Origin of the sequence: Tardiphaga sp. 866_E4_N1_4 (genome assembly GCF_052076075.1) — a bacterium.
Taxonomy (GTDB): domain Bacteria; phylum Pseudomonadota; class Alphaproteobacteria; order Rhizobiales; family Xanthobacteraceae; genus Tardiphaga; species Tardiphaga robiniae.
This window is the reverse complement of sequence record NZ_CP197242.1, coordinates 6071966-6096236: the sequence shown is the minus strand read 5'-3', so window position 1 is coordinate 6096236 and position 24271 is coordinate 6071966. Positions and strand designations below refer to the sequence as shown.

24 protein-coding genes and 1 tRNA gene are annotated in these 24271 nt (G+C 61.0%); 9 read left to right on the top strand and 16 right to left on the bottom strand.

Going from position 1 to position 24271, the window contains the following annotated elements:
- Positions 1 to 151: 151 nt before the first annotated feature.
- The 4 genes from ctrA (at position 152) to AB8B20_RS29275 (ending at position 2983) form a co-directional block, all read left to right on the top strand.
- On the top strand, positions 152 to 853 hold the full coding sequence (gene ctrA, locus AB8B20_RS29290; RefSeq protein WP_068737116.1) for a response regulator transcription factor CtrA: 702 nt from the start codon (positions 152 to 154) through the stop codon (positions 851 to 853).
- A gap of 160 nt (positions 854 to 1013) precedes the next feature.
- On the top strand, positions 1014 to 1424 hold the full coding sequence (locus AB8B20_RS29285; RefSeq protein ID WP_089267516.1) for a DUF350 domain-containing protein: 411 nt from the start codon (positions 1014 to 1016) through the stop codon (positions 1422 to 1424).
- Entirely contained in the window at positions 1421 to 1819 is a 399-nt protein-coding gene (locus AB8B20_RS29280; protein WP_439070660.1) for a hypothetical protein, read from the top strand. Before AB8B20_RS29285 ends, AB8B20_RS29280 begins: the two co-directional genes overlap by 4 nt.
- Before the next feature lie 6 nt (positions 1820 to 1825).
- Positions 1826 to 2983: a glutathionylspermidine synthase family protein gene (locus AB8B20_RS29275; protein ID WP_439070659.1), complete on the top strand. Its 1158-nt coding sequence runs from the start codon at positions 1826 to 1828 to the stop codon at positions 2981 to 2983.
- Between the two features lie 6 nt (positions 2984 to 2989).
- On the opposite strand, the gene AB8B20_RS29270 is transcribed toward AB8B20_RS29275, so the two are convergent.
- From AB8B20_RS29270 to chpT, 6 genes are all read right to left on the bottom strand, one after another.
- Complete coding sequence (locus AB8B20_RS29270) at positions 2990 to 3871, bottom strand: CheR family methyltransferase (protein WP_439070658.1); 882 nt, start codon at positions 3869 to 3871, stop codon at positions 2990 to 2992.
- A complete protein-coding gene (locus AB8B20_RS29265; RefSeq protein ID WP_093760980.1) occupies positions 3868 to 5034 on the bottom strand; it encodes a protein-glutamate methylesterase/protein-glutamine glutaminase in 1167 nt (388 codons plus the stop codon). Before AB8B20_RS29265 ends, AB8B20_RS29270 begins: the two co-directional genes overlap by 4 nt.
- Positions 5035 to 5137: 103 nt before the next feature.
- Positions 5138 to 5503: a response regulator gene (locus AB8B20_RS29260; RefSeq protein ID WP_068737128.1), complete on the bottom strand. Its 366-nt coding sequence runs from the start codon at positions 5501 to 5503 to the stop codon at positions 5138 to 5140.
- 45 nt (positions 5504 to 5548) lie between these two features.
- A complete protein-coding gene (locus AB8B20_RS29255) occupies positions 5549 to 6040 on the bottom strand; it encodes a chemotaxis protein CheW (protein WP_184514419.1) in 492 nt (163 codons plus the stop codon).
- An 11-nt stretch (positions 6041 to 6051) separates the two neighbouring features.
- Entirely contained in the window at positions 6052 to 8784 is a 2733-nt protein-coding gene (locus tag AB8B20_RS29250) for a hybrid sensor histidine kinase/response regulator (protein WP_439070657.1), read from the bottom strand.
- Between the two features lie 200 nt (positions 8785 to 8984).
- Complete coding sequence (chpT, locus tag AB8B20_RS29245) at positions 8985 to 9632, bottom strand: histidine phosphotransferase ChpT (RefSeq protein ID WP_068737134.1); 648 nt, start codon at positions 9630 to 9632, stop codon at positions 8985 to 8987.
- 170 nt (positions 9633 to 9802) lie between these two features.
- Here chpT and cysQ point away from each other — a divergent pair, with 170 nt between their 5' ends.
- Entirely contained in the window at positions 9803 to 10639 is an 837-nt protein-coding gene (gene cysQ, locus AB8B20_RS29240; RefSeq protein WP_439070656.1) for a 3'(2'),5'-bisphosphate nucleotidase CysQ, read from the top strand.
- A 7-nt stretch (positions 10640 to 10646) separates the two neighbouring features.
- On the opposite strand, the gene AB8B20_RS29235 is transcribed toward cysQ, so the two are convergent.
- Positions 10647 to 11141, bottom strand: coding sequence for a YHS domain-containing (seleno)protein (locus tag AB8B20_RS29235; RefSeq protein ID WP_199712043.1), 495 nt, complete (start codon positions 11139 to 11141; stop codon positions 10647 to 10649).
- Between the two features lie 113 nt (positions 11142 to 11254).
- Between AB8B20_RS29235 and AB8B20_RS29230 the strand changes: the two genes are divergently transcribed.
- From AB8B20_RS29230 to AB8B20_RS29220, 3 genes are all read left to right on the top strand, one after another.
- The gene (locus tag AB8B20_RS29230; protein WP_089267524.1) at positions 11255 to 11839 is read left to right on the top strand and encodes a DUF1134 domain-containing protein; all 585 of its coding nucleotides are present in this window, start codon (positions 11255 to 11257) and stop codon (positions 11837 to 11839) included.
- A 135-nt stretch (positions 11840 to 11974) separates the two neighbouring features.
- Positions 11975 to 13237, top strand: coding sequence for a hypothetical protein (locus AB8B20_RS29225; RefSeq protein WP_231077695.1), 1263 nt, complete (start codon positions 11975 to 11977; stop codon positions 13235 to 13237).
- 170 nt (positions 13238 to 13407) lie between these two features.
- Positions 13408 to 13482, top strand: a tRNA-Val gene (locus AB8B20_RS29220).
- 139 nt (positions 13483 to 13621) lie between these two features.
- Here AB8B20_RS29220 and AB8B20_RS29215 read toward each other — a convergent pair.
- The 8 genes from AB8B20_RS29215 to AB8B20_RS29180 all read right to left on the bottom strand — a co-directional run bounded on the left by AB8B20_RS29215 (position 13622) and on the right by AB8B20_RS29180 (position 22098).
- Positions 13622 to 14389 (bottom strand): enoyl-CoA hydratase, encoded by a 768-nt coding sequence (locus AB8B20_RS29215; protein ID WP_089267526.1) that lies wholly within the window; start codon positions 14387 to 14389, stop codon positions 13622 to 13624.
- Between the two features lie 10 nt (positions 14390 to 14399).
- Complete coding sequence (locus AB8B20_RS29210; protein WP_439070655.1) at positions 14400 to 15407, bottom strand: NAD(P)H-dependent flavin oxidoreductase; 1008 nt, start codon at positions 15405 to 15407, stop codon at positions 14400 to 14402.
- 37 nt (positions 15408 to 15444) lie between these two features.
- A complete protein-coding gene (locus AB8B20_RS29205) occupies positions 15445 to 16632 on the bottom strand; it encodes an acetyl-CoA C-acyltransferase (protein ID WP_439070654.1) in 1188 nt (395 codons plus the stop codon).
- A 41-nt stretch (positions 16633 to 16673) separates the two neighbouring features.
- On the bottom strand, positions 16674 to 17804 hold the full coding sequence (locus tag AB8B20_RS29200; protein ID WP_439070653.1) for an acyl-CoA dehydrogenase family protein: 1131 nt from the start codon (positions 17802 to 17804) through the stop codon (positions 16674 to 16676).
- A 21-nt stretch (positions 17805 to 17825) separates the two neighbouring features.
- Complete coding sequence (locus tag AB8B20_RS29195; RefSeq protein WP_439070652.1) at positions 17826 to 19007, bottom strand: acyl-CoA dehydrogenase family protein; 1182 nt, start codon at positions 19005 to 19007, stop codon at positions 17826 to 17828.
- 6 nt (positions 19008 to 19013) lie between these two features.
- On the bottom strand, positions 19014 to 19757 hold the full coding sequence (locus tag AB8B20_RS29190) for an SDR family NAD(P)-dependent oxidoreductase (RefSeq protein ID WP_089267531.1): 744 nt from the start codon (positions 19755 to 19757) through the stop codon (positions 19014 to 19016).
- A gap of 51 nt (positions 19758 to 19808) precedes the next feature.
- Positions 19809 to 21362, bottom strand: coding sequence for a class I adenylate-forming enzyme family protein (locus AB8B20_RS29185; protein ID WP_439070651.1), 1554 nt, complete (start codon positions 21360 to 21362; stop codon positions 19809 to 19811).
- 61 nt (positions 21363 to 21423) lie between these two features.
- Complete coding sequence (locus AB8B20_RS29180) at positions 21424 to 22098, bottom strand: 2-hydroxychromene-2-carboxylate isomerase (RefSeq protein WP_439070650.1); 675 nt, start codon at positions 22096 to 22098, stop codon at positions 21424 to 21426.
- 144 nt (positions 22099 to 22242) lie between these two features.
- Here AB8B20_RS29180 and AB8B20_RS29175 point away from each other — a divergent pair, with 144 nt between their 5' ends.
- The gene (locus AB8B20_RS29175) at positions 22243 to 22782 is read left to right on the top strand and encodes a winged helix-turn-helix transcriptional regulator (protein WP_439070649.1); all 540 of its coding nucleotides are present in this window, start codon (positions 22243 to 22245) and stop codon (positions 22780 to 22782) included.
- Between the two features lie 45 nt (positions 22783 to 22827).
- Here the strand turns inward: AB8B20_RS29175 and AB8B20_RS29170 are convergent, their stop codons facing one another.
- Positions 22828 to 24027 (bottom strand): ABC transporter substrate-binding protein, encoded by a 1200-nt coding sequence (locus tag AB8B20_RS29170; RefSeq protein ID WP_439070648.1) that lies wholly within the window; start codon positions 24025 to 24027, stop codon positions 22828 to 22830.
- Positions 24028 to 24271: the final 244 nt, after the last annotated feature.

Below are 24271 nucleotides of genomic sequence, written 5' to 3'. Positions count from 1 at the left end.
CAAAAATTGCACGATTAGAGCTTGCGCTGAAGAATCAGGTTTTGTTAACCATATCCAGTCAGGATCCGAATCAGTTGTTCGTAGGCGTTTTTTGGTGCCGCAAGTATGGCGGCCGACCTGACGCCCGGAGCGGCGACTAAAGGGGACTGGCATGCGCGTTTTGCTAATTGAAGATGATAGCGCCGTTGCGCAGTCGATTGAGCTGATGCTCAAATCCGAGAGTTTCAACGTCTATACGACGGATCTCGGAGAAGAGGGCGTCGATCTCGGCAAGCTCTACGACTACGATATTATCCTGCTCGATCTCAATCTGCCGGACATGTCCGGTTACGATGTGCTCAAGCAGCTGCGGGTGTCCAAGATCAAGACCCCGATCCTCATTCTCTCGGGCCTCGCCGGCATCGAGGACAAGGTCAAGGGTCTCGGCGTCGGCGCCGACGACTACATGACCAAGCCCTTCCACAAGGACGAGCTGGTTGCCCGCATTCATGCGATCGTGCGCCGCTCCAAGGGCCACGCCCAGTCGGTCATCCAGACCGGCGACCTGGTGGTCAATCTCGATACCAAGACGGTGGAAGTCGGCGGTCAGCGCGTCCATCTGACGGGCAAGGAATACCAGATGCTGGAGCTGCTCTCGCTCCGCAAGGGCACCACCCTCACCAAGGAAATGTTCCTCAACCACCTCTATGGCGGTATGGACGAGCCCGAACTGAAGATCATCGACGTTTTCATCTGCAAGCTGCGCAAGAAGCTGGCGAATGCTTCCGAAGGCCGCAACTTCATCGAAACCGTCTGGGGCCGTGGCTATGTGCTCCGCGAGCCGCACGAAGAAGAGATCCGCATCCCGGCCTGAGTTTCAAGCCGGCTTAAGCGTCACTCCCCGAAAGTTCTCACGAAACCCCGCCGAAAGGCGGGGTTTTTGTTTGCGTGGATGAACCCACCCTTTGCTTACAGCGACGAATGCCATAGGCGAATACCAAGCAATCATGTTTGGCGCACATTTCGGGGGCGGAATGGTTCTGCAATCTCTGGTCGGGCTGCCGGCCTTTCTGGTCTATTTCTGCACCGGCATTGTCGCCGTGATGCTCTACCTGTTCGTCTATCTGCGCGTGACCGCACATGACGAGTTCGCACTGATCCGCAAGGATTGCGCGCCGGCTGCGATCGCACTCGGGCTCAGCCTGCTCGGCTTCGTGCTGCCGGTGGCTAGCGCGATCGTCCACTCCGCCAATGTCATCGACTGCCTGATCTGGGCGATCATCGCGCTGATCGTGCAGATCGCCGTCTATTTCATTCTCCGCATTCCGGTGCCGCAATTGTCGGATCGCATCGCCAATGGCGAGATGGCCCCGGCCCTCTGGCTCGGCCTCGCCTCTCTTGCCGCCGGCGTGCTCAACGCGGCGTCCATGGTGTATTCGCCATGACAAGCGAGCCCGCGAAAAACTTCGGCAAGCGCCGACCCGTACAGCCGATGCATGAGGAAGCCCCGTCGCGCAAACGCTCCAACCACGTGGCGCTCTTGCTCATGGGCACCATGGCCTTGGGCGGCGGCGCTTATGCGCTGATGCCGAGCGAACATTGCGACCCGAACCGCGCGGCCATCGCCGGCCAGCAGCAGGAGTGTCAGCAGCGCAGTTCATCGTCATCCTCCGGCGGCCATGGCTATTCAGGGGGCAGCAGCAGTTCTTCGGGACGCAGCAACTTCGCCAGCACCGGATCATCATCCAGCGGCGGATATGATAGCTCGTCATCCAGCAGCAGCCACGTCACCCATGGTGGCTTCGGCTCCTTCGCATCGCATTTCTCCGGCGGCGGCTAGTTTCTCATGCAACGCATCGCATGCTCCGAGCGCGACGATTGGCAGGCCACAGCGGCCGCGACGGGCTTCGTATTTCATACCGAGGCCGGCGACCGCTATTGGGACGAGCGCGCCTACTACGCCTTCACGCTGGATGAGATCGAGCGTCAGATCGAGGCCCCGACTGCCGAACTCAACGCGATGTGCCGCGAGCTGGTGAGCCGTGCGGTCAAGGATGAGCGCTATCTGCGGCTGCTGAAGATCCCGCAGGCCTACTGGACCTTCATCGCAGCAAGCTGGCAACGGAGCGATCCCAGCCTCTACGGCCGCTTCGATTTCCAGTTCGACGGCAAAGGTCCGGCAAAGCTGCTCGAATACAATGCGGACACGCCAACCTCACTGTTCGAGGCCGCGGTGTTTCAATGGACCTGGCTCGAACAGGCGATCGAGCGCCAGATCATCCCGAAGCGGGCCGATCAATACAACTCGCTGCATGAGCGGCTCATCGAGGCCTGGCGCAAGATCGGCGCCGACAAAGCCATTCATCTCGCAGCCGCCATGGACAATGCCGAGGACCGCGGCACAGTGCAGTATCTCGCTGATGTCGCGCAGCAAGGCGGGCTCACACCGGCGCTGATCGACATCAAGGACATCGGTTACGCCGACAGCGGGCACTTTGTCGATCTCAAGGACCAGCCGATCGACCTGATGTTCAAGCTTTATCCGTGGGAGTGGATGTTCCGCGAGGCATTCGGTGGCCGTCTGAAAGGCGCATCGACGCGCTGGATCGAGCCACCGTGGAAGGCCATTCTGTCCAACAAGGGCATCCTGCCGCTGCTATGGGCGATGTTTCCGAACCACCCGAACCTGCTGCCGGCCTATTTCGACGACGATGCCGCAGCGGCTGAGCTCGGCACATCCTATGTGCGCAAGCCGCTCTATTCGCGCGAAGGCGCCAATGTCACGCTGGTGAGCGCCGGCAGCGCCATCGATGCACAGCCCGGTCCCTATGGCGAAGAAGGTTTCATCCGGCAGATGCTGATGTCGCTGCCGAACTTTGCGGATCAGTATCCGGTGCTGGGCAGCTGGCTGGTCGATGAGGTGCCATGCGGGCTCTCGATCCGCGAGGATGAGAATCCGATCACCGGCAACATGTCGCGCTTCATTCCGCACGCGATCCTGTGACGGCGCTCAGCGCGCCGGCGAAGCAGCAGCCTTCAGACCCACAGGTGTCATGCTCGGCACGATCGACGGTGCGGCACGCAAAACGTTCGGGCGGTACAGACCACGCTTGTCGGCATGCGGCTTGAACGCGTCGGTCAGACCGACAACGGTCTCTGCGGCGCCCAGCGCCAGGAAGCCATCAGGCTCCGTGCACTTGGCAAGGCGGCCAAAGATCTGCGTCTTCATCTCCTGATCGAAATAGATCAGCACGTTGCGGCAGAAGACGATGTCGAACTTGCCCATGCTGGAGAAGTCCTGCAGCAGATTGAGCGGCTTGTACTGGATCATCGACCGGATCTCCGGATTGATCTGCCACATCTCGCCGGTCTGCTTGAAGTATTTGACCAGCAGCTGGATCGGCAATCCGCGCTGGACTTCGAACTGGGTGTAGATGCCCGACTTCGACTTCTCGAGCACCTGCTGCGAGATGTCGGTCCCGATGATCTCGATCCGCCATCCGGCGAGCTGGGCGCTCATTTCCTTGATGGTCATCGCGATCGAATACGGCTCCTGACCGGTGGACGCAGCCGCACACCAGATCCGCAGGCTCTTGCGGGCGGCACGTGCCTGGATCATCTCCGGCAGCACGACGTCACGAAGATGGTCGAACGGGACCTTGTCGCGGAAGAAGAAGGTTTCGTTAGTGGTCATCGCCTCGACCACATCGGACGCAACCGTGGACGAGCCGTTCTTGATCTTCTGGACCAGCTCTTCAATGCCCGACAGGTTGGCCTTGCGCGCGAGCGGCATCAGCCGGCTTTCGACCAGATACTGCTTGTCAGCAGACAGATCGAGACCCGAGCGCTCCTTCAGGAACTTGCGCAGGAAATCATAGTCTGCCGGTGTCATGATCGATCTCCCGAGAAAAGACGAACCACTTTCGAACCGATTTGATTGAGCGGCAGGATAGCCGAGCAGATGCCCGCATTGGCAGCAGCGCCGGGCATACCCCACACCACGCTCGATGCTTCGTCCTGCGCGATGACATTGCCGCCAGCCGCGACGATATCCTTGCCGCCGCGCATGCCGTCCGAACCCATGCCTGTCAACACAACGGCGAGAATGGCGCCGTGCCAGACGTCGATGGCAGACGTGAACAGCGGATCGACAGCAGGCTTGCAGAAATTCACCGGCGGACCGTCATCAAGCGCGATGGCGATGTTGGCACCCTGCTTGACGGCGCGCATATGCTTGCCGCCCGGCGCAAGGTAGATCTGACCGGCCTTGACGATCTCACCATCGACACCTTCGCGAGCCGGACGCTTGCTGGCCCGGGCGAGATGTTCGGCGAGAATGGTCGTAAAGGTCGGCGGCATATGCTGCGTGATGAGCACCGGCACCTTGTCGATCACGGCGCCGATTTCGGCAACCAGCGTCATCAGGGCCTGCGGACCACCAGTGGACGAACCGATCAGCAGCGCGCGTGGCATCGTGGCGCTGAAAGGACGCTTCACGAGTTGCGCCTGCGCGGCGACTGATGTCACGGACTTGAAAGACGGTGCAGCCTCACGCGCCGCGGGAGCTGGCACGATCGACGGCGTCGTCGCCGACTTCAGGCGGCGAACCTTCGCGCCAAGATGACGGATCTTCTGCAACAGGTCGTGCTTGAAGATGTCGGCTGCGGAAATCTCCCGGGTACTCTCCGGTTTCGGAATGTAGTCGGCGGCGCCGAGCGACATCGCCTTGAAGCTGATCTCCGCATTGCGGCGGGTCAGCGTCGACGCCATGATGATAATGAGATTCCGCTTCTTCGCCAGCAGCTGCGGCAGCGCCGAAATGCCATCGAGCTCCGGCATTTCAATATCGAGAATCGCAACGTCGGGATTGATGCGCTCGATCTGGTTGACGGCATCGAGACCAGTGCGAAGCGACGCCGCGACGGCCATGTCAGGCTCGGCCTCGATCCAGCGCGAGATCAGGCCGCGAATGACGACGGAGTCGTCCACCACCATGACTCGCAGTGGCTCATACCGCGAATCGACAACAGGAGGACTTATCACATCAACACTCATGAACTCACCGGACGCAACACAACGCGACAAATGCACTGACAAAACAAATGCACAAACAAAAAGGCGGGCGCCGGAAGTGGAATACGCAATTCCGGCGTAGAACTTAGATCAGGCCGACTTCCTGAAACTTCGCCGACACGATTTCCTTGTCGAACGGTTTCATGATGTATTCGTTCGCGCCGGCATGCAGCGCGCGCGCGATGTGGGCCACATCGTTTTCGGTCGTGCAGAACACGACCTTTGGAACGTCACCGCCAGGCATGCGGCGCAGGTTACGGAGGAACTCGTAGCCATCCATCACCGGCATGTTCCAATCAAGCAGAACGGCGTCCGGCAGGTTCTGCTTGCAGATTTCGAGCGCTTTCTCGCCGTCTTCAGCTTCGGTAATCTCGAAATCGAGACCTTCGAGAATCCGACGGGCGACCTTACGGATGACACTGGAGTCATCGACAACCAGACATGTCTTCATGTGAGCCTCATTTTCACCGCGGACAAAATTGTCCAAGTGCTGGTCTTAGGCGGCCAGCTTGTCAGGCGAGATTTCAAGGATGCGATCAACGTCGAGTACGACCATCAGTTGCCCATCGAGACGATGGACGCCATCGGCCATCTTGGCCATGCGCGGATCCAGATTGACCGGATTCACCTCACGGCTCTCATCGGCGAGCTTCAGGACTTCACCGATCGAATCGATCAGCAGGCCATAGGATTCACCGCGGAGATCGACGCCCACAGCCATCGGCGGCTTGCCGTCATCGTTCTTCGGCAGGCCAAGGCGCGAACGCATGTCGATCGCGGTCACAATTCGACCGCGCAGATTGAGCACGCCGGCGACGTCGCTGGAGGACAGCGGCACGCGGGTCAGACGTTCGGGCATGAACACGTCCTGCACGCGCGAGATCGGCATGCCGAACAGCTGTCCACCGATCATGGTGGTCACGTATTCGGTGATCGCGCCGTCAGCGCTCGGAGCCTTGGTGGTGGTGGTCGTAGTGGTGGTGGTCATTGCGATTTCCCTCACGCAGCCTGGCGAACTTCAGTGGTCTGTTCTTTGAGCGCCGCAATCAGGCCGGGGCGATCGAACTTGGCGACGTAATCATGGAAACCTGCGAGGCGACCGCGCTCGATGGCAGCCGGGGAGATCATGGCCGAGAGAGCAATGATCGGCGTGTGGCTGAGTTTCTGATCCGCACGGATGGTCTCGGCGAATTCGAAGCCGTTCATATCCGGCATTTCGATATCGGTGAGGATTACGTCGACCTCCTGACCCGAGCGCAGGAATGACAAACCTTCCTGGGCGTTGGTGGCGACGCGTACCTTGTAGCCGGCAGCCTTGAGCACGGGCGAGAGCATGTTGCGGAAGAACGCGGAGTCGTCGACCAGCAGCACCGATTGGGCGGTTGCCGAGACACGCATTTCCTTACGCGAGAACCAATCGGCGAAAGCCATCGGCAGGAAGTGACCGACGTCGATCACTTCGGTCGCGAGACCCTTGATGACAGCGGAGCCGAGGATTCCCTCGCGACCGCTGGCCACTTCGATATGCAGGCGCTCTTCGACGATATCGACGATTTCGTCGACGACGAGACCCATCGAGCGACCGTCGTCTGCGAAAACGAGGATTGGCTGGGTACCCGACGTACGGACGGTCACGCCTTCCATCTGCACCAGCGGCATCAGTTGATCGCGGTACTGGACCATGTAGCGGCCGTTCGACAGCTCGACCTTGTCAACGCCCACTTCTTCGAGGCGCGTGACGAGACCGAGCGGCACCGCCTTGGGCTGTGCGGAGCCGGCGCGGAACACCAGCAGCGACGTCAGCTGTTCTGCATTCATCGCGCGCATTGCGGCGTTCTCGTCAGCGATCTCGTGAGCGTTGGATGCCAGAGCACCAAGCTCCTGCGCGATGCCGTTCGGATCGACAATCATGATCACCGCGCCATCGCCCAGGATGGTGTTGCCGGAGAACATACCGATGTGACGGAGCTTGGTGGACATCGGCTTGACGACGATTTCTTCGGTGTGGAAGACGCCATCGACGACGATGCCGAAGGTCTGGTTGCCCACCTGGGTCACGACGATGAAGCCGTTCTCCGGATCGGCCGACGAGCCGTCATCGATCTGCAGCAGCTTCTTCAGATGCATCAGCGGCAGCAGCTTGTTGCGCAGGCGGAGCACCGGGGTGTCCTTGATGCGCTCGATGCGATGTTCGGAGTTGGCGCGTGCACGCACCAGTTCGACGACCGCGAGCTGCGGGATCGCAAAGCGATCACCACCGGCTTCGACGATCAGCGCGGACACGATGGCCAGCGTGAGCGGGATCTTGATGGTGACGCTGGAGCCTTCGCCGGCCACAGACTTGATGTCGATGGTGCCGCCGATCTGATCGATATTGGTGCGCACCACGTCCATGCCGACGCCGCGGCCGGAGACGCTGGTAACTGCAGCTGCAGTCGAGAAGCCCGGTGCGAAGATGAACTTGTGGATCTGGGCTTCCGACATCTTCTCGATATCGGCTTCGGTGGCCAGACCGTTCGAGATCGCCTTCGCCTTGATCCGCTCGGTGTTGAGGCCGCGGCCGTTGTCGGCGATGCAGATCAGGATGTGGCCGCCCTCGTGATAGGCGGACAGACGGATGGTGCCCTGCTCCGGCTTGCCTTCGGCAGCGCGCTCAGCCGGCGTTTCGAGGCCGTGATCCGCCGAGTTGCGCACCATGTGGGTGAGCGGATCCTTGATAAGGTCGAGCACCTGGCGATCGAGTTCGGTATCGGCGCCGTGCATCTCGAGTTCGATCTGCTTGCCGAGTTCGCCGGCCAGATCGCGCACGATACGCGGCAGCTTCTGCCAGGCATTGCCGATCGGCTGCATGCGCGTTTTCATGACACCGTCCTGCAGTTCGGCGGTCACGGTGGACAGGCGCTGCAGCGGCACCTTGAATTCGGTGTCTTCATGACGACGGCTGATTTCCAGCAGCTGGTTGCGGGTCAGCACCAGCTCCGAGACCATGGTCATCAGATGTTCGAGCGTGTCGACATTCACGCGGATCGACTGGTTCGCGACCTTGTCAGCTTCTGGCTGGTCGACCTCGACTGCAGTCTTCTTGGCAGCGGGCTTCGGAGCAGCAGCCTTCGGCGCGGCGGGCTTTTCAGCAACCGGAGCCGGCGGCGCGACGGGCGCTGCAGGCGCAGGCGCAGCAGCTGCTACGGGCGGTGCCACTTCGATGGCGGTTTCCTGGAAGGCGCGCTCAAGCTCTTCGAGCGAGACTTCGCCGGGACGCAGCTCACGCTCCAGGGTCGGAACGACCAACGGGGCCGACTCGGCCACGACAGGCGCTTCCGGTGCGATCGGAGGAGCAGATTCCGTCATCGATTCCATGCCTTTTTCGACCATGTGATGCAGTTCGCCAATCAGATCTTCGTCGACGCCTTCCGGCTCCACTTCCGTGGCTTCGAGCTGACTGAGAATTTCCTTGATGCGATCGATCGTGGTCAGGATGAGCGTAACCGCCTCTCCGGTAACCGGCATTCCATCGCGGAATTTGCCCATCAATGTCTCGGCGGCGTGGGCCAGGGCTTCGAGACGGGGCAGTCCGAGAAATCCGCACGTGCCTTTGATGGTGTGAACCAGGCGAAAAATATTATCGAGAATTTTCGCGTTATTCGGGTCCTGTTCGAAGCGGACCAGCTGATTGTCAACCGTATCCAGACTCTCGTTGGTTTCCGTCAAAAACTCGCGGAGAAGATCATCCATGAAAATAGGCCTTCACACTCCAGGCTCGCGACTTTCGCTACGCCTTTCGAAGTCTGGCTACTTTCCCCGCAAAGCGTTTAATATTAGTTGAGCATTCCCAAAAACAATGAATGCGACATTTAGCTATATGCTCGCACACGTACGAGCCCGCCAAACGGCGGACTCGTAAAGAGTTCATTAAGAGTTGAATGAGTTTGCGATCAGATCGCGGTGACGACGATGGCGTCGCCTTCGGGCACCAAGGTCACCTTGAGGCCGCAAGCCTGCGCCAGCAGCCGCGTGTAGTAAGGCTGCACGGCATGGGCATCGATGCTGCCAACTTGTTCCGAGGCCAGCATATCGACGATGGCCTGCGGCAGGCGCGCGTTGAGGCCTGCGGCCGTGATCTTGAAACCCTGCGGCTCACCTTCGCCGATGCCATCGATCTTGAGCACGCCGCCGCGCGGAATCGTCTGCTGCGCGATTACCAGCATGTTGAGCAGCAGCTTGACCTTGTTCTTCGGCAGCAGAAGCCGCGGCAGATTCCATTCGATCTTGGTCTTGGCGTCTTCAAGATGACCGCGCGACATGGTCTGCGCGTCGCCGAGATCGATCTGCGCGCCCGCCGAGCCGGCGGCTCCGAAGGCGAGCCGGCAGAACTGCAAGCGGGCCGATGCGGTCTTGGCGCTCTTCCGGATCAGATCGAGCGCGAATTCCTTGTCTTCCGGCTTGGGATTGTCATCGAGCACTTCCAACCCGTTGACGATGGCGCCCACGGGGCTGATCAGGTCGTGGCAGACCCGCGAGCAGAGCAATGCCGCGAGTTCAAGGGCATCGGGGGCCGGACCTGGCGTGGGAGTGTCGGACATGAAATGCGCTCCTGGGGCCACACAGAATGAACGGCGAATCAAGCATTTGCTTTACGGTTAGATACACCGCAGATGGTGGCGCGACCACAACAAGGCTGGCACAGTCCACCGGTGCAACAGGCGCGTGTAGAAATGAACGGGGATGACATGCAGGGGATGAAGGCTAGTCGATGACGGATGATTCGCGACCTCGCATGGATGCCGCGCGGGCTGCCGTCCTGATGGAGCCGCTGACCGAGCTCGCCGCGCAGGCCGGCGCCGCCATCCTCAAGGTCAACCGCACTGTCATGACCGTGGATGGCAAGGCCGACGGCTCGCCCGTGACCGAAGCCGATCTCGCGGCCGACCATGTCATCGGCGAAGGACTGGCCCGGCTGTTTCCGGGAATCCCGTCGCTGTCCGAAGAGCGCCTGCACCTGGCGACACCGCCTTATGCCGGCACCCTGTTCCTGATCGACCCGCTCGACGGCACCAAGGAATTCGTCGCCGGCCGCCAGGAGTTCACTGTCAACATCGCCCTGATCGTCGATGGCGCACCATTGCTCGGCATCGTCGGCGCCCCCGCCCTCGGGCTGATCTGGCGCGGGCTGGTCGGGCGCGGCGCAGAACGTGTCGAACTCGCACCAGACCTGTCCATCCGCAAGGTCACATCGATCCGGACCCGCGCAGCGCCCGCTGCGGGCGCAGCGTGGACCGCTGCGGTCAGCCGTTCCCATGGCGACCAGCGAACCGAGGCTTTCATCGCCAGCCGCCCCGGCGCTGTCAGACAGGAGTTCGGCTCGGCGCTGAAATTCTGCCGCGTGGCCGAGGGCCAGGCCGACATCTATCCGCGGCTGGCGCCAACCTGCGAATGGGATGTGGCTGCGGGCCATGCCGTGGTGGTGGCTGCAGGCGGCAAGGTGACCGACACCTTTGGCAAGGCGGTTCGCTTCGGCGGCAACCGGGAAGACTTCATCGTGCCGGAATTCATCGCCTGGGGTGACCCCGCCGCGAGCGCGCGCGGCTGAACCCGCATTATTTCGCCAGGATATCCTGCACGCCTGGCCAGCGCTTGCGCGCGCCGGGCAGATATTTGGCCGGTGCCGCAGCAAAGGCATCGCGGGTTTCCTCCCGGCCGAACAGGTAAAGGCGTTCGCCCGTAATGAGCCACAAACGCGGATTGCCGGCGAAGGCGACCCCGCGGGCGACATCGACGGGATCATAGCCACCGAATTGCGGACCGTAGATGTCCGGATGAGCGGCAAAAGAGGCGCGGTTGCCCTCATTGCGGAAGCGCCAGACGGTGCCCTCTTCCGACATTTCGAAGTCCGGCTGACCCAGCGTCGGGCGGCCTTCGGTGAAATAGGCCACCGGATCGAAACCGCTGATTGCGAGACCCGTATATCGGTCAGTGACCACGCGCTCGCTGGTCGCAGCCTGCGCGCCCGTCGGGACCAGAGCGGCCGCCAGCAGCAGAATCAAGGCAATTCCACGGCTCCAGCCTGACAATTCCCGCCGTTGTGCCGTCATAGTTGATACCGATAGTATAGGGAGTCGGGGACAATGACTGCAGAGTTAAACCGTGCTTCTCAGCATCCGGTTAAAGCCGCGGTCGCAAATTTGAAATACCAGGGGTTCTTTTCATGACCTTCGCATCACGCCTGGCAGCGGTCGCGCTAGCCACGTTCACGCTCGCCTTCTCGCCGGCTTCTGCGCAGCAACCACCGCGCGGCCAGGCCGCACCGGACACCTATCGGTCCGAAGAACTCATGACGGCCGGACACCGGTTTTTCGGCAATGTCTCGCGCGGCCTCGCTTCGGTGATCGAAAAGGCCGTCAGCCAGTGGGGCCTGCCGAACGGCTATATTCTCGGTGAGGAAGGCAGCGGCGCGATTGTGGCAGGCCTGCGTTACGGCGAAGGTACGCTCTATACGAAGAATGCCGGCGATCTGCGCGTCTACTGGCAGGGCCCTTCGGTCGGCTTCGACTGGGGCGGCGACGGCGCCCGCACCATGACGCTGGTCTATAACCTGCCCGCCACCCAGGCGATCTATCAGCGCTTCGCCGGTATCGACGGTTCCGCCTACATTATCGGCGGCTTCGGCATGACGGCACTGACGGCCAACAACGTCGTGCTGGTGCCGATCCGTTCGGGTCTCGGCCTGCGGCTCGGCGCCAATATCGGCTATCTCAAATATACCCCCAGCGCGACCTGGAACCCGTTCTAACCTCTTCGATCGGAAAGGCGTGCGATCAAGCGCTTCTGAACGGCTGAATAAAGGTTAACGAGGCGTTACGCTGTCTTTGCCGGCGGTGCCATGGCATGCTAACCGCTGCATTTTGAGAGCGTGGGAGCATTCGTCATGGTTGAACCGATCATGTATCTGGCGATCGGTTTTCTGATCTCGATGCTCTGCGGCCTGATGATCATGCCGCTGGTGCATAACCGCGCCGTCCGCCTCACCACCCGCCGGCTCGAAGCCGCGACGCCGCTGTCGATGGCGGAAATCCAGGCCGACAAGGACCAGCTGCGCGCGGAATTCGCGATGGCGGCACGCCGGCTGGAAATGAGCGTCGACCAGCTCAAGAACAAGACCACCAGCCAGCTCGCCGAACTCGGCAAGAAGTCCGACGCCATCAACCGCATGAAGCTTGAACTCGGCGAAAAGAACGCCACGATCTTCGCGCTGGAAGCCCGTGAAGCCGCCGTGAAGGAAAAGCTCGGCCTCACCGAGGCCGACTTCACCAGCAAGACGGAAGCGTTGCGCGCCGCCGAAAAGGCCCTGAGCGACAAGCAGAGCGAACTCGCCAAGCTGAACCACGACCTCTCGGATCGCTCCATGGTGGCCGACACCCGCCAGGTCGAGCTCATCGCCGTGCGTGCGCAGGTCGAGGAATTGAAGGGCCGTGTCGGCGATGCCGAAAAGGAATTCGCCAATACGCAGCACCGGCTGGAGCTGCAGCGCGGCGAGTCCGACACCGCAACGCGTGAACTCACTGAGGCGCGCGCGCGCGTCGAGAATCTCAGCCAGCGCGTGACTGATCTCGATCAGCAGCTCACTATTCAGGTCCGCGAAGCCGAACAGCTCGGCGCCCGCGTCACCGATCTCGAGAGCCAGCTCTCGACCCAGACCAAGATCCTCGCCGAGCGCGATTTCGAGAACAGCCAGTTGCGCCAAGCCAATGAAGCCGCCGAACAGATCGCGCGCGACCTGCGCGTCGAGCTCGCCGCCATGAACGGCGCCAAGGGATCGCCCGTCATCGAGAAGCTGCGCGCCGAGAAGGCCGCGGTGGAGACCGAGCTCGCCGCCGCCCGCGAGGAGCGCGCCAAGCTGCAGCGCGACCTCAACGGCGTCCATCAGCAGGCCGAGAGCGCATGGGCCACCGAGCGGATGGAAAACGCGCTGCTGCGCGAGCGCATCAACGACATCGCCGCCGAAGTGGCCAAAATGGCGATGACACTGGAAGGGCCGAATTCGCCCATCGAGGCAATTCTGGCCGCTGAACCGGCCCCAACAGCTCAGCCGCGCCCCGCCAATGACGCAGGTTTCGCCCCCAACAGCACCCTCGCCGACCGGATCCGGGCGCTGCAGTCCCACGCCTCCCGCGCCCCGCAGCCGGGCTAAATCGCGGGCCTAGAACCCGGATTGGCCGTCCGGCCGGACGGGGAGACTTATTGTGCTGACTTGCGGCAGGGTTTGCTTGACACCCCCGCCCCCTATTCCCTAAATCGCGCCATTGACGTCAGTCCCCGCCGGGCCATTACCGCCCGGCCTTTTGGTCTGTACGGCATCCCGGGCGCATAGCTCAGCGGGAGAGCGTTCCCTTCACACGGGAGAGGTCCAAGGTTCGATCCCTTGTGCGCCCACCATTATTCAAGCACATTCAAGTACTTAGCGGCCTTATTCCCTCGAAGTGTGCCCCGGAAAAGCTGGGGCACAGCAGGGGCACACTCGTTTCGGCGCTTGATCATCGTCATGGATTGCCGGCGCAGCTCTCTAGCCGCCAAGTTAGACTTTCGTGAAATCGGGCTTTCGCTTCTCTGCAAAGGCAGAGAAGGCCTCGCGAGCTTCCGCGCTCTGAAGCCGCTCTTTGAAAAGAGCGCTCTCTTCAGCGATCCTTTCAACCATTTCCTGCTGCTCCCGCATCAAAAGCTTTGTATGGCGAAGTGCGCCTGTCGGACGCTGCGTCAAAGTCAGGGCGGCGGTCGCCGCCCTCGCACGAACATCGCCGATAGGGACGACGGCATTGGCAAGTCCGCATTGAAGTGCGGTTACCGCATCCATCGGCTCTCCCAACGCGAACATGGCATACGCCCTCACGTGCCCGATCCGCGAAGGGAGCAACCAACTCGACGCGGCTTCGGGCACCAGCGCCAGGTTGACGAAAGGCGTGATCAGGCGCGCATTCTCCGCCAGGTAGACCAGATCGCAATGCAGGAGCATCGTGGTTCCGACACCAACGGCGTTTCCCTGGACGGCCGCGACGAGCGGCTTGGTCGCCTTTGCTAAATTGCCGATAAAGCGAAACGCGGGGCTGTCAGTGGTTTCGTTTGCCGTGGACTGGGCGGCAAAGTCCGCCAAGTCGTTGCCGGAGGTGAAGCTGTCGCCGTCGCCCTGAAACAGAACGACCTTGACGGCAGGATCCCTTTCGGCGCGTTCGAGGCCTTCCGACATCGCGTCGTACATCGCTCCGGTCAGCGCGTTCTTCTTCTCGGGACGCGAGATCGTGAGCGTCATCACGCCATCGACGACATCCGTCTTCAAATGATCCGTCATGCCATCGTCCTCAGCTTGCGGCGCGCAGGGGTTCGCAGGCAGAGGCGTTAAGAAAACCGGTCAAGCGCTGGCGGATGATGCTTTCGGCGTCCGCCATGATGCGATCGATCAGTTCCTTGACGGTCGGGATGTCGTTGATGAGGCCCGCAACCATGCCGCAGCTCCAGGCGCCGGCGTCCATGTCACCGTCGACCATGACTTTCGGATACACCCCCGCCACTTCATTGATGATGTCGCCGATGACCAATGAGTCGCCCTTAGCTTGTTCGGTTGCGATCAGCCGCTCGACTCCGGCGTTATTGAGAACGCGCTCGGTATTCCTCAGCGAGCGCATCACTAGACGCGTATCGAGTTCCGACGCCTTGACGATCGCATCCTTGACGTTCTGATGGACGGGCGCCTCTTTGGTTGCCACGAACCGGGTGCCCATGTTCATGCCCGCAGCGCCCATCGCGAGCGCCGCAACCAGACTACGCGCGTCGGCCATCCCTCCCGATGCAACGAACGGGATCTTCAGTTCTTCGGCAGCGCGCGGCAGCAGAATCATGTTTGGCATGTCGTCTTCGCCGGGATGACCACCGCATTCGAATCCGTCGACGCTGACGGCGTCGCAACCGATCTTCTCCGCCTTCAACGAATGGCGGACGGATGTGCATTTGTGGATGACTTTGATGCCCGCCTCCTTCAGGGCCGGCATGTACTGCTCAGGACTTCGGCCAGCGGTTTCGACGGCCTTGATGCCACCTTCCTTGATCGCGGCGATGTATTCCGGATATGGCGGGGCGTCGAACGTCGGCAGAAATGTGAGGTTCACGCCGAACGGCTTGTCGGTCATGTCGTGACAGCGCGCGATTTCCTTCGCGAGGTTCTCGGGCGTTCTTTGAGTCAATCCGGTGATGATGCCGAGGCCACCGGCATTCGAGACGGCCGCGGCGAGTTCGGCAAAGCCCACATAGTGCATGCCGCCTTGAATGATGGGATGTTCGATCCCGAACAGGTCTGTGATCGCGGTTCTCATGATCGTCTCCGACTCTCGCTGTTTAGGTTTCTTATTATCAGTGAACGATTTCGAGCAAACCCGCGGCGCCCATGCCGCCGCCTACGCACATCGTGACCACCGCGTACTTCGCCTTGCGACGACGCCCCTCGATCAGCGCATGACCCGTCAGCCGCGCGCCGGTCATGCCATAGGGGTGACCGACAGCGATGGAGCCGCCGTTGACGTTGAGCTTCTCGGGATCAATGCCGAGCGTGTCGCGGCAGTAGATAACCTGGACCGCGAATGCCTCGTTCAATTCCCAAAGGTCGATGTCGTCGATCGTGAGACCATGGCGCTTGAGAAGGCGAGGCACTGCGAAGATCGGGCCGATTCCCATCTCGTCGGGCTCGCAGCCCGCCGACACAAAGCCGCGGAAGATGCCAAGCGGCTTTAGGCCCTTTTGGGCGGCGAGCTTGTCGCTCATGATAACGGTGGCGCTGGCACCGTCCGATAGCTGGCTCGCGTTGCCGCCAGTGATGGAGTAGCCCGGCCCTTTCGCCGGCTTGACTTTGGCCAGTCCCTCGGCGGTCGTGTCAGGACGCGGGCCCTCGTCCGCCGAGAGCGTGATCTCGTTGTAGGAGATGGCGCCGGTCTCCTTGTTAGTCACGACCATCGTCGTCTTGATCGGCGCCAGTTCGTCATTGAAGCGGCCGGCCTGCTGCGCGGCTGCGGTGCGGCGCTGACTTTCGAGACTGTATTCGTCCTGCGCGTCCCGAGAGATGTTGTAGCGTTTTGCGACGTTTTCGGCCGTATCCAGCATTGCGATGTAAGCGTCGCCTTTGATCGCCAGCAGCTCTGGGTCAACCGCGTGCGACTGGTTCATATGTTCGTTCTGGACGAGGCTGATGGATTCACCGCCTCCGCCGACCGCGACCTCTACGCCGTCGAAGATCACCGACCGGGCGGCAAGCGCGATCGCCTGGAGCCCCGACGCACACTGTCTGTCGATGGTGGTGCCGGCGACCGTGACAGGAAGACCGGCGCGAAGCAGAGCCTTGCGGGCGATGTTCGATCCCGTCGTGCCCTGCTGCATGGCGCACCCCATCACCACGTCCTCCACCTCTCCGCCTATGATGTTCGCGCGGATGAGCGCCGCCGAAATGGCGTGTCCCATCATGGTCGCACCTTCGGTATTGTTGAGCGCGCCCTTATAGGCCTTTCCTATCGGGGTGCGGGCGGTCGATACGATTACGGCTTCGGTCATTTATTATTTCCTTGGCTGGATGGGACGGGCGTGACCGCGCGTCATGCGGCGTGGGCGAATCGCATCAGATGGAAAGCGGGGTCGCCGAACTGGATGTCGATGGCGCCGATACGTTTGAAATAGTGACCGACCTTGAGCTCGTCGCTCATGCCCATGCCACCGTGCAGTTGGATCGCCTGTTCGCCGATGAAGCGCGCAGCATATCCGACCTTTGTCTTCGCACCGGAGGCGAGCTTCGTGACATGGGCGTCGTTGGACGCCAGCGTCAGGGTCAGATGCTGCATCAACGAGACGGCTTCCTGCAGCGCGATAAACATGTCGACCATTCTGTGCTGCAGCACCTGAAACGATCCGAGGGTCACGCCGAATTGCTTGCGGGTCTTGCTGTAGTCTAGCGTCGCCGCATTCAGCTCGGTCATTGCGCCTATAGCCTCGGCACACAGTCCGCCGATGCCGCGGTCGCGACAGCTCTCGAGCGCGACGACTCCCTGGCCTTCGCGTCCGAGCAGGTTGACCGCCGGGATGCGAACATCCTTCAGCGTGACCTCGGCGGCGCGCCTGCCGTCGACCGTCCGGTAGCTTTGCATGTGTAGACCGGCCGCCCGGCTGTCGACGATGAACAGGGACACGCCGTCACGATCGCCATCTCGGCCGGACGTTCTCGCGGAGACGATCAGCCGGTCGGCCCACGGAGCACCGATCACGGCGGCTTTCGTTCCCGACAGGACGTAGTCATCACCACTTCGGTCCGCAGACACCGATACCTTGTTGAGGTTGTACCGAGATCCAGGTTCGGCCCAGGCCAACGCCCACGTCGCCTCGCCCGCTGCGATCTCGGCGAGCAATTCCCCGCGTTGGTCGTCGGTCCCCAATGCCTCGATTAGCCCTCCCGCCAGCACGACCGTCTCGAAATATGGCTCGACGACGAGGCTGCGGCCGAACTCCTGCATAACGATCATGGTCGTCAGCGGGCCGTTCCCGAGGCCGCCATATTCCTCCGCGAACGGTGCCGCCAGAAGACCGAGGTCGGCGAACTTTGCCCACACCGCGCGACTCCAACCATCTTCGCCCGCGACGATCTTCGCTCGGTCATCGAAGCCGTATTCATCCTTCAGGAACCGTTGCACGCTGTTGCGGAGCAATTCCTGGTCTTCGGTCAGTTCGATGTCCATGGACGCCTCTCCTGGTGCGGGTCAAAGACCGAGCACGGCTTTCGCGATGATGTTGCGTTGAATCTCGTTGGATCCGCCGTAGATGCTGAGCTTGCGCGAGTTGAGGTATTTTTCCGCCGACGTATGCCCATAGTCAGGCCCGGGCATGAAACGGTTCCCGCTGACGGGATGCTCTCGAAGAGCAACGCCGTAATTGCCCATCGCGCGGTGCGTGAGGTCGGTAATGCGCTGGAAGATCTCGGTGCCTCTGATCTTGAAGAGCGATGCGGCCGGGCCGAGATCGATACCGCGCGACATCTGCGCGACAACCCTCAATTCCGTCGCTTCGAGGGCCAGCACATCCAATTCGACACGGGCGATCTCACGGATGAACTCCGCGAAACTCGGATCGTCCTCGGGAATTTCCGCCCTGACGATGTCCTTGAGCCGCCGCAGGTACCGCGTCGAACGACCGATACCCGCCATGCTGGTGCGTTCGTTGCCGAGGAGGAATTTTGCGTAGGTCCAGCCCTTGTTCTCCTCGCCGATCAGATTCTCGATCGGCACCCGCACGTCCTCAAGGAAGACATCGTTGACCTCATGTGAGCCGTCGATCGTGATGATCGGCCGAACCGTCACACCCGGCGTTTTCATGTCGATCAGCAGGAACGAGATTCCTGCCTGGGGCTTCCCGGACGGATCGGTGCGGACGAGGCAGAAGATCCAGTCCGCGTGCTGCGCGAGAGTGGTCCATGTCTTGTGCCCGTTGACGACATAATGATCGCCATCACGAACCGCCTTGGTCCTGACCGAGGCTAGATCCGACCCCGAACCCGGCTCCGAGTAGCCTTGGCACCACCAGTCCTCGCCCGACAATATGCGTGGCAGGAACCTCGCCTTCTGCGCCTCCTTCCCGAACGTGTAGATGACCGGGCCGACCATCGTCACGCTGAAGGCGAGCGGAGGAAGCGTCCCCGCACGCGAGGTCTCCTGGTCCCAGATGAAGCGCTGGGTGAGAGACCAACCGGGTCCGCCATACTCCTTCGGCCAGAGCGGCGCGATCCAACCCTTCTTATGTAGGATCTTGTGCCAGAGAAGCGATTGCTCCTTGGTCAGGTCGGTCTCCGGGTTGGCGACGCGCATTTCCTTGGGGTAATGCTCCGCGATAAAGGAGCGAACCTCATCGCGGAAGGCTGCATCTTCGGCAGAGAGATTCAGCTCCATGGCAAGCTACCACTTCTCGCCAAATGGCCGGATCTCGTGCTCGAACGTCCACGCGTCACGCGGCTGCTGGTAAAGTGCCCAGTAAGCCTCGGCGACAGCAGCCGGCCGCATCAAACGGTTCGGATCGAGGTTTTCCATCGCCTTCGGCCCTTCGCGGCTGGTGATCAGCTGCCGCACCCATTCCGTATCCACGCTCGAGTCGATGATCAGGTGCGCGACGTGAATGTTCTTTGGGCCGAGCTCCCTGGCCATCGATTGCGCAACGGCTCGGAGACCGAACTTGGCGCTGGCAAAAGCGGCGAAACCGTTGCCGCCCCGCAGGCTTGCCGTCGCGCCCGTGAAGAAGATGTTGCCCTTTCCGCGCGCCAGCATCGCCCGCGCCGCCTCGCGGCCGGCCAGGAAGCCGGAGTAACACGCCATCTCCCAGACCTTGCGGAACACACGTTCGGTCGTCTCCACGATCGGAAAGTTGACGTTAGCACCGATGTTGAAAACACAGATCTCCAACGGCGCATGGGCGTCGGCGTCGGCGATGAATTTCACCATCTCCTCTTCCTTGCGCGCATCGAGAGCACGCCCAAATACGGTGCCGCCCGCGGCCTCGATCTCCTTGATCAGCGGCTCGAGCTTCTCGCCCTGGCGGCGCCCCACGAAGACCGTGAAACCTTCCGCAGCGAATTTCTTGGCGATCTCGCCGCCGATGAAATCACCTGCGCCAACGACGGCTACTGTTGCATTGCGTTTTTTCAACTGAGTTCTCCCGGATGCGAGTACGCGGCGGCGAACGCCACCGCAATCTGCTTAGCTGCGCAGCGATTCCGCCAGCTTGTGCTTCAGAATCTTGCCCGTGGATGTGGCCGGCAGCGCCGGCAGCACGATGATCTCCGACGGGCGCTTGTAGGATGTGAGCTGAGGGCTGACATGCGCCATCAGATCGGAGGCCGTTGTCTCGGTCCCCTGAAGAAGCTGCACAAAGGCGACGACCTCTTCGTTACCGTCCACCGGGCGCCCCACGACCGCACACTGCACGACCGAGGCATGCGTACTCAACACCGCTTCGATCTCGGCGGGGTAGACGTTGAAGCCCGAGCGGATGATCATTTCCTTGGTGCGGCCGACAATGAAGAGACAATCCCCCTCGAAGCGGGCCAGATCGCCGGTGTTGAACCAGCCATCCGGATCGATCGCCTTCGCGGTCAGATCCGGCGCCCGATAATAGCCGCGCATCACATTCCGCCCGCGGACATGGAGCTCGCCGACCTCGCCGGCAGTCTTGTGCGATCCGTCGAGACCCAGAATCTTCGCCTCGATACCTGGCAGCAGAGGGCCAACCGCCTGATCATCGCGCGGCGCATCAATACGTACGCCGGACAGCCCGGGCGAACATTCAGTGATGCCATAGCCATTCAACAGTGAGAGCCCGAGCTCCTGCTCCACGCGCGACTTCAAATCCAGATCGAGCGGCGCACCTGCGACCGCAATGAGGCGCAAAGAGCCCGGATCGAGCTTGCTCAAGCCGGCGATCGATTTGTATTCCAGCAATCGCTGATAGGTCGCCGGCACGCCGTTCAGAATCGTGATGCCTTCGTCAGAGATCGCCTTGGCCAACGCAGCCGGATCATACTTGCTTGCCAATCGGACGGACGCGCCCGTCATCAACGTCATCACCAACAACGAAATGCCAACGATATGCGAAATCGGCAGGACGATGTACTGCTTGTCGTCTGGCGTCATGCGACGGATGTCGGCCGTGGTCTTGGCGCTGAACAGCAGATTCTCGTGCGTCAGCATCACGCCTTTGGGCGTGCCGGTCGTACCCGACGTATAAATGAGAACGGCCACCTGATCTTTCGGGCTGTCCTCCACTCGCTCGGGTGACGTGCCCTCGTTGAGAGCGGTAACGGCCACCTCCGATAGCGGGCCGATCCGATGCGTTTGGGCTTCATACCGCGCGGCATGGCTCGCAGCTTCCTTGGACACGCCGGTTGTCAGAAGAACGCGGCGCGCCCCGCTGTGATCCCTGATCTGATCCAATTCCCGAGCGGACAGCCGCGGATTGACGACGATCGCCCAGACATCGAGGCGACTTGCCGCGAGCAGCAAACCTGCGAGCGGAATGCTGTTTTCGCTGACGATCATCAGGCGGTCGCCGGGCCTGATGCCGAGCTTGGTGAGGTCAAAGGCAATATCCGCGATGGCCTTATGCAACTGACCATAGGTCATGCTGTCCCCGTCGTCGATCAACGCTATCCGATCGGGTGTTTCGACAGCATGGCAATCAATGACCTGGTCGATGCGGCGCGGCAACGCGGAAAGTATGCGCGCTGCCTCATCGGTTTCCACCGTCTTAAACATCTTCGTCCTCCCGGGAAAAGAGCCGCTTGGTCGCAGCTTCTGGATTGTATGGTCAGGTAACCTAGGCCGTCCTCGTTTTCAGGAAAGAAGCCTGCTCAACGATCGCCTCTTCCACATCCCTGAGACTGTCTTTGCCGAAGAATATCTCGTTGCCGACGAAGAACGTCGGCGACCCGAACGACCCGCGAGCAACCGCGTCATTCGTGTCCTTGATGAGTTTCTGCTTGATGTCGTCCTGCTGCGCCCGCGCGATCAACCTGTCGATGTCGATGCCGGAGGACTTGAAGGCCGCGGCGAAGACTTCGGGGTCGTCCATCTTCTTCGGCTCTTCCCACATATGGTGGTAGGCCGCCCTAAAATACGGATCGAACACACCTTCGAACTTAGCCGCGACAGCGCCGCGCATGAGCATAAGCGTGTTGACCGGGAAGAACGGATTGCTGTTGAACTTGGTGATACCGTGGCGCCGGATGAAGCGCTCGGACTCCAGCCTCTGATATTCAGGCTTGTTCTTGATGCCGCGCAACGACTCCGCAGGCGACATATTACCGGTAGCTTTGTAAATCCCGCCCAGCAGGACCGGAATATATTGAAATTTGACCTTGGTGCGTTGCTCGATACCCGGGAGCGCGGCTTCGGCGAGATAGGCGTTCGGGCTGCCGAAATCGAAATGGAATTCCGGCTGTGATCGATCGGTCAACGGCGCCTCCCCTTGTATCTTGATGGGCACGATCAAATGTCCGCCCTGACCGAACGCTAAAGTTCTATTTTAGAACTGTCAACGGCGAAACCTGCTTTGAAACTGTAACGGCGACAACGGTATTGTTTTGAGGTCCATGCCAAAATAGAATGCGCGGAATGGGAATGCCGGAGACGTGGGATGAAATGGGATTCGCTTGAGGAAGAGCCGTGTTCGCTGGCCCGCACCGTCGCGGTGATTGGCGACCGCTGGACGCTTATGATTTTGCGCGAATGCTTCCTGCGCAAGCGTCGCTTCGACGCCTTCCAGACATCGCTGGGAATTACACGGCACCTGCTCGCCGACCGCCTCAAGAAGCTGGTTCGATTCGGTGTGCTTCGGCGCATTCCCTATATGGATGCACCCAAGCGATACGAGTATATTTTGACCCAGAAGGGACTGGACCTTTACCCGATCATCATGTCGGTCGTTCATTGGGGTAACATCCACATGGTCGACTCGCGGGGGCGACCGATGCTTCACGAGCACAAGTCATGCGGCAAGCACTTCGATCCACTCATGATCTGCTCAGAATGCGGCGAGCCGGTGCTTGCGAAGGAAGTCCACGTCCATCCGGGGCCTGGCGCTCGCGAAACGGCAATGCCGAGGACGCAGATTGCCAATACACAGGTTAAGGTGCAGACGCCGAAAGCCACCGCTTCCAGGGCAAAACGCGCCTGAGGCCAAGTCCGGACGAAGAACAAGCCGGACTTGGCGACGACTGCGTTACTCCGAGCTCGCGTCCAGAAGACCGCCGAACTGGTCCCAGGAATTCCCGTTCCAGCGCTGCAGCTGAAGCTGGGTATAGGCCATGCTGTTCTGCGGTCCGGTATTGATAGTAATTCCCGGCATCAACGTCGGCAGGGACAGGCCCCGAATATTGCGTGCCTGCTTCACGATATTCTCGCGGGAGTAATCGCCAGCGCATTGTTTCAGAACCTGCTCCAGTATCTGGCCCTGCTCCGTGCCATACACATAGTTCGCATCGCCAATGTCGGCACCGGGCAGATATTTCGCGAAGTGGGCTTTGTACCACTGGACTCCGGGATCATCCGCCCATTTGCTGTCGCTCGGATCCTTTGCGATGGTCGCCGCGACGATACCGATCGCCTTGTCGGGTCCTGCAGGTACGATTGTCGACGAGACCGAGCTTGAGACGTAGTTGATCAGGAACAGCGGCTTCCAGCCTATTTCGGACGCTTTCTTGATCGCCTGCGCGGCGAATTTCGGCGTGCCGGCAACCAGGAACGCTGCCGCGCCCGAGGCTTTCAGATTCACCACATGGGAGTCGATGGTGGGCTCACTCAGTTCATATGCGGATGCCACGACCTTCTTGTCGAAAGCGTCCTTGAAATACGCCTTAAACGCCGCGAGGAAGTCCTTGCCGAGATCGTCGTTCTGATACAATAGCGCGATCTTCGCATCCGGCAGCACCTTCGAGATATATTTGGCGTAGATCTTTCCCTCGGTGTCGTAGCTGGGCAGGCCCGTCGTCGTCATCGGGAATTCTTTGAAGTTCGTGAACTTGTTGACGCCGCTCACCACGAACAGGTGCGGGACCTTCTTCGCGTTGACGTATTTGATCGTCGCTCCAATTCCAGGCGTGCCCTGCGGGCCGAACAGGAACGCAACCTCGTCGCTCTCAACCAGCTTGCGCGTTTGTTCGACCGTTTTCGGCGGGCTATAGGCGTCGTCATAGGTAATGAGATTGACCTTTTTGCCGCCGATGCCGCCGCGATCGTTGATCGAGTTGACATAGGCAATGAGCCCCTTGCCGGTATTGCTCAAGGGCGACGCAGGTCCGCTGAACGGAAAGGTCGCACCGATTTTGATTTCGGTATCCGTGACGCCGACTGTCTCGGCTCGCGCCTGCAGTCCGAACAGCGTCGCTGCCATTGCAACGCCAACAAACATTCTTCTCATCATTGTCCGCTCCCTCCAGTGCCGCAAGCTTGACTGCCTGCCATTTAAATGAAGAGCTCTCGCCAACGTCGCCGAGCGAAACAGCCCTGCACATGACCCATCGGTGACAGCGACAAGCGCCCGGATCGGCCATCCCCGAGGTGCCGTGGCTCGTCAGGGCAGAGACCGGCCAAGCCCGGCGCTGCTGCGTCGTTCAAACCCGGCAGCCCTCGAAATGAGTTTGGCTATCGATCGATGGGCCGATGAC

Excerpts from the sequence above, each read along its gene's own strand:
- AB8B20_RS29285 (WP_089267516.1), top strand. The coding sequence starts at position 1,014 with ATGGTTCTGCAATCTCTGGTCGGGCTGCCGGCCTTTCTGGTCTATTTC.
- AB8B20_RS29235 (WP_199712043.1), bottom strand. The coding sequence starts at position 11,141 with ATGACGGCACAACGGCGGGAATTGTCAGGCTGGAGCCGTGGAATTGCC.
- AB8B20_RS29205 (WP_439070654.1), bottom strand. The coding sequence starts at position 16,632 with ATGACCGAAGCCGTAATCGTATCGACCGCCCGCACCCCGATAGGAAAG.
- AB8B20_RS29215 (WP_089267526.1), bottom strand. The coding sequence starts at position 14,389 with ATGACGGATCATTTGAAGACGGATGTCGTCGATGGCGTGATGACGCTC.
- AB8B20_RS29280 (WP_439070660.1), top strand. The coding sequence starts at position 1,421 with ATGACAAGCGAGCCCGCGAAAAACTTCGGCAAGCGCCGACCCGTACAG.
- AB8B20_RS29250 (WP_439070657.1), bottom strand. The coding sequence starts at position 8,784 with ATGGATGATCTTCTCCGCGAGTTTTTGACGGAAACCAACGAGAGTCTG.
- AB8B20_RS29170 (WP_439070648.1), bottom strand. The coding sequence starts at position 24,027 with ATGATGAGAAGAATGTTTGTTGGCGTTGCAATGGCAGCGACGCTGTTC.
- AB8B20_RS29255 (WP_184514419.1), bottom strand. The coding sequence starts at position 6,040 with ATGACCACCACCACTACGACCACCACCACCAAGGCTCCGAGCGCTGAC.
- AB8B20_RS29210 (WP_439070655.1), bottom strand. The coding sequence starts at position 15,407 with ATGAGAACCGCGATCACAGACCTGTTCGGGATCGAACATCCCATCATT.
- ctrA (WP_068737116.1), top strand. The coding sequence starts at position 152 with ATGCGCGTTTTGCTAATTGAAGATGATAGCGCCGTTGCGCAGTCGATT.
- AB8B20_RS29185 (WP_439070651.1), bottom strand. The coding sequence starts at position 21,362 with ATGTTTAAGACGGTGGAAACCGATGAGGCAGCGCGCATACTTTCCGCG.
- cysQ (WP_439070656.1), top strand. The coding sequence starts at position 9,803 with ATGACGGATGATTCGCGACCTCGCATGGATGCCGCGCGGGCTGCCGTC.
- AB8B20_RS29195 (WP_439070652.1), bottom strand. The coding sequence starts at position 19,007 with ATGGAGCTGAATCTCTCTGCCGAAGATGCAGCCTTCCGCGATGAGGTT.
- AB8B20_RS29230 (WP_089267524.1), top strand. The coding sequence starts at position 11,255 with ATGACCTTCGCATCACGCCTGGCAGCGGTCGCGCTAGCCACGTTCACG.
- AB8B20_RS29200 (WP_439070653.1), bottom strand. The coding sequence starts at position 17,804 with ATGGACATCGAACTGACCGAAGACCAGGAATTGCTCCGCAACAGCGTG.
- AB8B20_RS29270 (WP_439070658.1), bottom strand. The coding sequence starts at position 3,871 with ATGACACCGGCAGACTATGATTTCCTGCGCAAGTTCCTGAAGGAGCGC.
- AB8B20_RS29175 (WP_439070649.1), top strand. The coding sequence starts at position 22,243 with ATGAAATGGGATTCGCTTGAGGAAGAGCCGTGTTCGCTGGCCCGCACC.
- AB8B20_RS29275 (WP_439070659.1), top strand. The coding sequence starts at position 1,826 with ATGCAACGCATCGCATGCTCCGAGCGCGACGATTGGCAGGCCACAGCG.
- AB8B20_RS29265 (WP_093760980.1), bottom strand. The coding sequence starts at position 5,034 with ATGAGTGTTGATGTGATAAGTCCTCCTGTTGTCGATTCGCGGTATGAG.
- AB8B20_RS29260 (WP_068737128.1), bottom strand. The coding sequence starts at position 5,503 with ATGAAGACATGTCTGGTTGTCGATGACTCCAGTGTCATCCGTAAGGTC.
- AB8B20_RS29225 (WP_231077695.1), top strand. The coding sequence starts at position 11,975 with ATGGTTGAACCGATCATGTATCTGGCGATCGGTTTTCTGATCTCGATG.
- chpT (WP_068737134.1), bottom strand. The coding sequence starts at position 9,632 with ATGTCCGACACTCCCACGCCAGGTCCGGCCCCCGATGCCCTTGAACTC.